We start from the raw sequence: 9,166 nt of genomic DNA on the forward strand, positions 1-9,166 counted from the left end.
GAGGGGGCGGGGGCACGGCACCGGCCATGCGGTGACCGCAGACCTCGCACCAGTCGTCGGAACCCGACTGGTGTCCGTTCGGGCAGGTCGGCATGTCGGCGCTTCCCCCTCTCCTTCAGGTCCTTCTTCAGTACCGCGTGGTCACTTGTGGTGTCACTTCTTTACACGAACAGTCTTTGTGGACCGGGTCTCGAGAGTCATCTCGTCGGCCTCCGCGACCTTCGCCTTCAGTCGCACAGTACCTGTCGCCGCGTCGACCACGTCCACCACCTTCGAAAGCAGTTTCGCAGTATCCGCGTTCCCCGAGGCACTCGCGAGCTGAACAGCACGTCCCAATTTGGCCGTTGCCCCGTCGAAATCGCCCGCTTTGCGGAGGTCGAGCCCCTGCTGGATGGCTTGTGCCAGTTCGGCCTGCCCGGTGTAGTGCGCCACCTGGGGGCTGATCGAGGTCGAGGCGGCCATGTCGTCCGTCCACACGGCCCGTACGAGCCCCTGCGCCCCGAGGTTCTGTACCGTTCCGTCCGCTTGTGGGACGACCAGGGAGACCCGGGCGGCGAGCATCTCCTGGTGGAGGCCCGCCGCCGGGACCTCGACGCACAGGTGGTAATCGCGGGACTCGTCGCCCCAGGAGCCGGTGGGGTAGTCCCCGGCGCGGGGTCCCGCCTCGGTGCGCCGGTCGGTCAACTCCTCGACCGTGGGCGCCACTTGCTTGACGAACCGGATGGTGGTGCCGACCGGCGTCCACACCCGCAGTGCCACGTCGGCGACCTCCTTGCCCATCGCCGTCTCCATCATCCGCGTGAAGTCGGCGGCCAGGCCCGCCGGATCGGCGACGATGTCGGCCGTGCCGAGCAGCGCCGAGGCGATGCCTGTGACTTCTTTCACTTCCCAGTCGGTGCCCACGCCCCGCGCGTCACAGGTGAACCGCCCGGCGCACGCGTCCAGCGCGGCCCGCAGGTCCTGCGGCGACTCGTGCTCGTTGCGCCCGTCGGTGAGCAGGATGCCGTGCCGGATGGCGACGTCCGCCGAGGACAGCAGTCGGTCGGCCAGCCGCAGCCAGGTGCCGATGGCCGTACCGCCGCCCGCGCTCAGCCGGCGCAGCGCCTGCTTGGCCTCCTCGCGGGTGGCGGCGTCGGCGACCGCGAGCCGCCCGCCGCCGGGGTAGACCTCCTTGGCGACGTGCGTGCCGCCGATCACCGCGAAGTGCACACCGTCGCGCAGGGTGTCGACGGCGGCGGCCGTGGCGTCGCGGGCGTTGCGCATCTTGGTCGGCGGGTACTCCATGGAACCCGAGCAGTCGACCATGATCGCCACCGCGGCGGAGGGCCCCTGGCCGGGGGCGTACAGGTGTGGGGCCGCGACGGCGCCGCCGACCGTGCCACCACCGGTGGCGGTCACGGTGACGATGGCGTTGACCTCGCGGCCGCCCTCGGGCAGGTACTCGTTCTGGTAGACGTCGACCGAGAACTGCGGCACGTTCGACTTGGCGAAAATGGCCATGCTGCTTCGAATCCCCCTAGTACACCCCGCTCACGCGAGGCAATGCGTGTGGCCGGACCGGTCCCCTCCGGTCCGTCGAGGCCTCTCCGTCGGCTACGGCCTCAGGCCGATCCTGCCCCCTGCGGCGGCGCGGGGAACGGCAGCAGGGCCACTGTTACGTTGTCGTGGCCCCCGCCGTCCAGGGCGTGGCCGACCAGGACCCGGGCGCCGTGCAGCGGACGGGCGGCCGCGTCCGCGGGCACGATCTCGGCCATCTCCTCGGCCGTCTCGGCGTAGTTCCACAGGCCGTCGGTGCACACCACCACCACACCGGGGCGGTCCGGCTTGAAGGAAGCGGTGTGCGGCTCCAGTTCGTAGGCGTCCGCGCCGAGCCAGCCGGTGATGGCGTGGGCGCGCTCGTCCGCGTACGCCTCCGCCTCGCTCATCAGGCCGGCGGCGACCATCTGCGCGGCCCAGGAGTCGTCCTCGGTCAGCCGGGCCGCGGGCGCGGAGCGGTCCGCCGGCACCCAGTAGGCGCGGCTGTCGCCGACCCAGCCGACCACCAGCAGCCCGGAGGTGACCACCGCGCCGACGATCGTGCAGGCAGGGGCGTTCTGGTGCGGGGCGTGCTCACGGGCCGAGGCGGGCTCACCGGCCAGCGCGTCGACGGCCTGCGCTGCGGCCACGATCGCCTCGTGCATCGCCTGCTGGGGGTTGGTGCCGCGGGGCAGCGCGGCCAGCAGGAGGTCACCGGCCGTACGGGCGGCGGCCGCCGAGGCCTCGTCGGGGCGGGTCGCCGAGGACACGCCGTCGCAGACGACCGCCACGGCGGCGGGCGTGCCGTCGGGCAGCGCGGTGTGCCCGACGCCGAAGGAGTCCTCGTTGCGGTGGTGGCGCAGACCGCGGTCGCTGACCGCGGCGACCGGGCCCGACTCCCGCTCCATGTGGTCGCGTTCGCGCGGCTGGGCGTGCCCGCAGTTCTCGCAGTAGCCGTCGTCGTCGACCTGGCCGGCCCGGCAGGCGACGCACACCTTCGCCGCGTCCTCCGGCACGGCGATGTCGGCGGCCACGCGCGGGTCCGGCGCCTGCAACGGGTACTCCTCGGGTTCCGCGGGCCGGTCGAAGCGGACACCGGGCACGTGCGGCTCCTGCGGGTGCGGCGGCTCCGCGGGGTGCGGCGGCTCCGCGGGGTGCGGCGGGTGCTGCCCGTGCAGCGGGTTGCCGCCCGAGTCGGTGCCGGGCACGTCCGCGGCCCGGTGCGCCGCGGGCGGCGTGCCGCCGGACCCGGCCGGGTCGGGGGCGGGCCAGTCCACGCCGTCACCGGGCGCCGCCGAGCCGGCCATGGTGAGCGTCGGATGGTCCTGCGGCGGGGCGGGCACGACGGACAGGTCGTACCCGCACGCGCCGCAGAAGAGGTCACCCGGTTCGAGCGGCTCCGCGCAGCTCGGGCACCTCGTCAGTGCGGCCTGCTGGGGCATCTGCGACATCAACTACACCCACGTCCGGGGGCGGTAACGGTTGGCCCGTTCCACCAGCTCGATCCTCTCCTCGCCGCCGGGCGCAAGGCGCGCCAGCGTGCGGTACGCGCGCTCCAGGCCGAAGCGGAGACCCCGCTCGTCCAGACCGCTGCCGAGCAGCACCCGACCGCCGGTGGCGGGCAGGTCGGCTCCCTGGCCTCCGGAGAGTATCCAGTCCAGGGCGCTGCCGAGCACTTCGGCGGACAACTGCTCGCGCCGGGCCGGGTCCAGACCGTACGCCTGGAGCGCCTCGACCTGGCCGGCGGCGGCGGTCAGGTCGTCCAGGAACGGTACGTCACCGGCGGTCGCGGTGCGCTGTCTGAGCCGGGCCCGGACGGCCGCGACCCGGGCCGCCGTGTAGTGGATGGAGGACTCCGGCACCGACTCCAGGGTCCGCACCGCGCCCTGCCGGTCCCCGGCGGCGAGCTGCACCCGGGCCAGGCCGAAGGCGGCGCTGACGAAGCTCGGATCGGTCGCCCACACCAGCCGGTAGTACTCGGCCGCGTTGTCCAGCTGGCCCAGCACCTCGGCGCACAGCCCGAGCGCCAGCTTGGGCGCGGCCTCGCCGGGGAAGGCGTCGTAGACCGCGTCGAAGGACAGCGCGGCGCCCTCGAAGTCGCCGGTGACCAGGGCGGCCGTGCCCCGGTACCACACCACCCGCCAGTCGTCGGGCCGTTCGCCCTCCAGCTCGGCCAGTGCCGCCAGCGCGCCCGGGTGGTCGCCGCTCTCCAGCCGGGCGCGGATCTGCCGCAGCCGGGTCTCGACGGTCCGAACCGGCGCCGCGTCCAGCGCGGCGATCAGCTCGGCCGGCGCGGAGGCCATCAGCCCCGCGAGGAAACCGGCGTTGGGGTCGCCCGGGTCGACCAGCGGGACGGGCAGGGCGAGGGCGGCGGCCGGGGTGCCGACCGGCTTGACGAGGGCCGGCTGGGGCAGCGCCGGGGCGGACCCGGCGGACCGCGTGGCACGCGCGCCGAGCCGCGACACGTCCCCGTGCAGCCGGGGGAACAACTCCGTGTCCGTGACCCGCACTTCCGGACCGAACAGCGTCGACAGCGCGGGCCTGGCCTGCCCCGTCTGCAACGAGACGACCTCGCGCAGCACCCCGGTCAGCTGCTCGGCCATCTCCTGCGCGGAGGCGAACCGGCGGGCCGGGTCGGGGTCGGTGGCGCGCACGAGGAGCCGGTAGAAGGACTCGTAGCGGTGGAAGACCTCGATGTTGTCCGGGTCCGGCAGGGAGTCCACGAAGACGTTCGTGTAGCCCTGGAAGTCGAAGGTGAGCACCGCGAGGGTGCGGCCCACGGTGTACAGGTCGCTCGCCACGGAAGGGCCGATCTCGGCGACCTCCGGCGCCTGGTAGCCGACCGTGCCGTAGATCGCCGACTCGTCGTCGTCCATGCGGCGCACCGCGCCCATGTCGATCAGCTTGAGCTGGTCCTCGGTCTGGATGGCGTTGTCGACCTTGAAGTCGCAGTACAGCAGATTGCGGCTGTGCAGGTGGCCGAGCGCCTCCAGCGCCTCGATGCCGTACGCGCAGGCCTGCTCCACCGGCAGCGGGTCGCGCCGGCCGTCCGGTGTGCGGCGGGCGTTGGCGATCTCCTTCAGCGACTTGCCGCCGACGTACTCCATGACGATGTAGCCGTCGAGGGAGCCGGTGCGCTGGTCGAGGTGCTCCACGAAGTTGTAGATCCGCACGATGTTGGCGTGCTCGATCTCGGCGAGGAAGCGCCGCTCGGAGATCGCGGCGGCCATCGCGTCCTGGTCGCCGGTGTCCAGCAGGCCCTTGAGCACCACCCAGCGGTCGGAGACCGCGCGGTCCACGGCGAGGTAGATCCAGCCGAGACCGCCGTGCGCCAGGCAGCCCGCCACCTCGTACTGGCCGTGCACGACGTCCCCGGCCTTCAGCTTCGGCACGAACGAGTACGGGTGCCCGCACTTGGTGCAGAAGCCCTCCGTGCGCCCCGGCCGGTCGCCGCGCGCCCGGCCCACCGGCGCCCCGCAGTCGGAGCGCGAGCAGAACCGCTTGCGCTCGGGCACCTCCGGGTTGTCGAGCACCATCGCGCGCGGGTCGGGCCGCGGCACCTGCGGCACGGACACCAGACCGGCGCCGAGCCGGCCGCGGGTGGAGGTCCCGGAGGAGGAACCGGAGCTGCGCACCGACACCGAGCGGCCGGTGGCGTTGCCCGACAGGGAGCGGGAGAGCCGCCCGGACACCGACCGCCGCGACCTGGACGACTGCGACGACGTACGCGCGCTGCGGCCGGTGGAGCCCGAACCGCCGTTCGCCGAGGAGCCCTTGGTGACCCCGGTGGGCGGTGAGCCGACCATGCCGGTCGCGGAGACGACCGGGGCGAGGCCGCAGGTGTCGCAGTACAGCTCACCGCCGCCGACGTCCTCGTACGACCCCTCGCAGCCGGGCCGCTGGCACGCCCGCTGTGCCTGACTCATGACGACTCACTCCTACGGTCCTCGGGCCCGCCCTGGTGGGGGATTCCGGGCGTGCCGAGCTGCTCGGCCGCCGCCTGCTGGTAGCGCAGCACGGCCTGCTCGGCCACCCGCAGGTCGCAGGGCGCGCTCCACAGCATCCGCCGGGCCGCGTCGTACCGCTCGACCAGCAGCGGGTCCTCGGCCAGCCCGTGCCGGGCCACCTTCGCCCGGTACGCGTCGAGCCGACCGCGCAGCTCGGCGCGGACCGCGAGCGGCGCGGTGACCGCCGTCAACGACTCACGGGCCCGCAGCAGTTCGTCCTCGGCCTTCTGCTCCAGGGCCTCCAAAAGGGGCGACAGCCGGTGCCAGCGCGCCTGCCGCCGGTACTCGGCGGCCGTCGCCAGCTGCTCCTGGAGCGCGGTCGGCGGACCGCTGACCACGGGCACCTCGGTCGCCGCGATCTTGGCGAGCACCTCGCCGCGCGCGGTGCGCGCCTCGGCGAGGGTGCGGTCGGCCCGGGAGAGCAGGTCGCGCAGTCGGATCAGCCGTGTCTCCGCGTCCTGGCGGACCGTCAGCACCGCGTCGATCTCCCGGCGCACGTCCTCCAGCGCGCGCGCCTCACGGTCGTACACCGTGGTGTCCGGACGGCCGCCGCCGGGCGCCGAACTGCCCTCGGCCGGCACCCAGAAGGCCAGCGGGTCGGAGACCACGTCCTCGCGCAGCCGGGTCAGGGTGCGGGTGATGCGTTCCAGGTCGTCGCCCGCCGGGTGCTCGCCGGGGCGCACGCCGACGGAGTGGGCGAGCTTGCGGGTGCGCTGGAGCTCGGCGGCGAGTAAATCGATCCGCGCGGGCAGCGCCGACCAGACCGCGTCGGCGGTGACGACCAGGTCCAGCGAGGAGGCGTACAGCTCGTTCATCCGGTCGACCAGGGCGGTCAGCGAGAAGCCCTCGCTGAGCCTGCCCGTGTGGCCGCCGCCGGCGCCGTCCGGGACGGTGACGGACTCGCCCCGCAGCAGCTCGGTCAGCTCGGCCAGGTCCTCGCGGCTGGACCAGCGGCGCCGGGCGCGGATCTCCCGGGCGGAGCGCAGCGCGGCCGTGTAGGCGTCGAAGTAGGCCCACAGCAGGGTGATGGACGCCTCGGCGGCGGCCCAGCGCTCCCGGGTGACGCCGGTCAGCTCGGCGCCTTCGAGGAGCCTGCGGCCGGCGTGGTCCTGGAGGGCGAGCAGCGAGGTCTCGATCGCCTCGTGCTCGGCGCCGAGCCGGGCCAGCGCACGGTCCACCTCGTCCCGGTCCATCACCGGCCCGGCGGGGTCCGTGACGCCCATCGATCACCTCTCGTTGCTGTGTGGTTGGCCTGGGTCGGGTCGGTCGGGCGGGCTCAGCCGGTGCGCAGGTACTGCGGGGCGGGCGGCTTGGACGGGCCCGGGTCCTTGCCCAGTGTGGCCGAGAGCCAGGTGTCGTACGAGGTCTGCCAGCCGTGCGCGCGGTAGTCGACCAGGATGCGGTTCACCCGGCGTACCAGATCGTTCGCGTCCTTCTTCATCGCCACGCCGTAGTACTCGGTCGTGAACGCCTGGCCCTTGAGTTCGAGCGTCGGGTCCTGGGCGGCCTGGCTCGCGGCGAGCGCGCCGTCGGTGACCACCGCGTCGACCTCGCCGAGCTGGAGCCGGACCAGGCAGTCGAGCTGGTTGGGTACGGTGGTGGAGATGTCGGTCGAGGCCGGCAGGGTGCCCTTGTCGCGGTCCGCCTTCAGCTTGATGTACGCGGTCGAACCGGACGCCGTGCAGATCCTCTTGTGCGCGAGCGTGCCGTTGTAGCCGCTGATGGCGGACGACTTGGGCGCGAGCACCTGCTGCCCGGTCTTGAAGTACGGCGCGGAGAAGGCGACGTCGCCGAGCCGCTCGCAGGTGATGGTCATCGTGCGGACCACCATGTCGACCCGGCCGTCCTTGATGGCGGGGATACGCTGGTTGGTCGGTATGGCCTTGAACTGGACGGCGTCCGGGTCGCCGAGGATGTCCTCGGCGATCTTGTGGACGAGGTCGATGTCGAAGCCCTCCAGCTCCGCGCCCTCGGTGTTCGGGTTGCGGTAGCCCCAGTGGTAGCTGTTCTGGTCGACACCGACGACCAGCTTGCGCTTGGCGCCGCTACGGGACTTGATGGCCTCGATGGTCGGACCGTCGGCGCCGGACGGCGACAGCGTCCTGTCCTGCGCCTCGGAGTCCTTGCAGTCGTCGGCGCGCGCCTGGAGCCCGGTGGCCGTCCGCGCACCCGCCGGGCCGTCCTCGACCGGGGTCTGGGTGCGGGGCAGCAGCAGGACCGACGCCAGCGCCAGGACGCACAGGACGGCCATCGCGCCGACCCCGCCCCAGCCTCGCAGGGAGGTCCGTACACGGCTCGCGTACATCGTCCTGCCCCCTGTCACCGGTACTCCGAAAGCCTGCGCCCGATGCCCGCGACGGCACCGGCGGCACCGAGCACGGCGAGCACCGCGGCTCCGAGGGTCAGCCCGGTCATGGCGTCCAGCCCGTTGCCCGCGGCCTGCCTGAACTCGGTCTGCTCGTGGTCGATGGCCCGGGCGAGGTTGCTGTCGACGCTGTCGAAGCACTCACCGGTCGCGCCCTTGCCGCCGATCACCAGGTCGAGCGCCTGCTGGTAGTTGCCGTTCTCGTCCTCGCCGCGGGCCGAGGCGTGGCGCTTCTTCCACACCGCCATGTTGTCCTCGGCCGCCGAGACCGGCTTGCTGCCCGCCGGGTCGTCGGCGAGCCCGGCCGCCTCGGTCAGCCCCCGGCCGAGCACGCCCATGTCCTTGTCGAAGTCGTAGTAGTACGCGTCGTACGTCTGCCCGCCGACCGTGAGGGTCTCGGCGCCGCGCGAAACCAGGCTGAGGTTCTCGTTGCCGCGCGCCTTCAGCGAGGCGATCCGCGCGTCGTGCAGCACCTTCAGCGAGCGGATGCCGTGGTCGTAGGAGCCGTTCAGCTCGGTGCGCGCCACCGCGTGCCCGACCACCAGCCACAGCAGCACCACCGTCGTCGCGGCCGTGCCGGCGACGAGGCCGTGGTTGAGGACGCGGTTGGTGCGCCGGTAGGTGCGGTGCTGGGCCCAGCCCAGCGCGGCCAGGGCGAGCACGCCGAGCGCGATCGCCGCCCACGGGTACGGGGTCGCGTCCGCGTAGTCGGCGTCCAGCCGCTGGTTCTCCTTGGTGTAGAGGTCCTCCGCGGCCGGGAGCATCTCCTGCTGCATCTTCTCGTTGGCGTAGCGCAGGTACGCCCCGCCGACCGGGTAGCCCTGCCGGTTGTAGGTCCGGGCGCGCTCGATCAGGCCCTTGTACTCGGGCAGCAGCCGGTTCAGCCTGGCGATGGTCGCCTCGGAGGACGAGCCCGGCTCCGCGTTGGCGGCGGCCGTGACGAGCCCGCCGGCCGCGGTGCGGATGTCCTTCTCGTACCGGTCGCGGGAGGCCGCGCTCTCCTGACCGCCCGCCAGGAAGCCGCTGGAGGCGGCGGTGTTGGCGTCGGCCAGCGAACGGTAGATGTCGGCCGCGCCCGAGCTGAGCGGCTGGCTGCGGTGCAGCACGTCGTCGGCGGCGGCCGCGCGCTCCGACGTCTGCCAGGCGGTGACCGCCCCGAACGCGACGACGAGCAGAGCCAGTACGGCCCCGATGACGCGCAGCCGGCCCGGCTCGGTGGTCGCGGCGGCCCGCACCCGCTCGACACCTTCGGCGAAGGCGGTGCGGCGGGGGGCCGGGG

Annotated in this window: 6 protein-coding genes; all 6 read right to left on the minus strand. The window is 73.5% G+C overall.

The genetic code is table 11. The features are described 5' to 3' along the window. Positions 1-153 precede the first annotated feature (153 nt). Positions 154-1,500 (minus strand): vWA domain-containing protein, encoded by a 1,347-nt coding sequence (locus tag V7E45_RS35775; protein WP_333778439.1) that lies wholly within the window; start codon positions 1,498-1,500, stop codon positions 154-156. Positions 1,501-1,601: 101 nt separating this feature from the next. Next, complete coding sequence (locus V7E45_RS35780) at positions 1,602-2,966, minus strand: PP2C family serine/threonine-protein phosphatase (protein WP_333778440.1); 1,365 nt, start codon at positions 2,964-2,966, stop codon at positions 1,602-1,604. Positions 2,967-2,969: 3 nt separating this feature from the next. Then, positions 2,970-5,441 (minus strand): serine/threonine-protein kinase, encoded by a 2,472-nt coding sequence (locus tag V7E45_RS35785; protein ID WP_333778441.1) that lies wholly within the window; start codon positions 5,439-5,441, stop codon positions 2,970-2,972. Next, entirely contained in the window at positions 5,438-6,745 is a 1,308-nt protein-coding gene (locus V7E45_RS35790; protein WP_333778442.1) for a hypothetical protein, read from the minus strand. Before V7E45_RS35790 ends, V7E45_RS35785 begins: the two co-directional genes overlap by 4 nt. A 53-nt stretch (positions 6,746-6,798) precedes the next feature. Then, positions 6,799-7,827, minus strand: a complete 1,029-nt coding sequence (locus tag V7E45_RS35795) for a glutamate ABC transporter substrate-binding protein (protein ID WP_333778443.1) — start codon at positions 7,825-7,827, stop codon at positions 6,799-6,801. A gap of 14 nt (positions 7,828-7,841) precedes the next feature. Then, positions 7,842-9,166: hypothetical protein (locus V7E45_RS35800; protein ID WP_333778444.1), on the minus strand; the 1,325-nt coding region annotated here is incomplete at its 5' end.

Source organism: Streptomyces sp. IBSBF 3136 (genome assembly GCF_036815105.1).
Classification (GTDB): Bacteria; Actinomycetota; Actinomycetes; order Streptomycetales; family Streptomycetaceae; genus Streptomyces.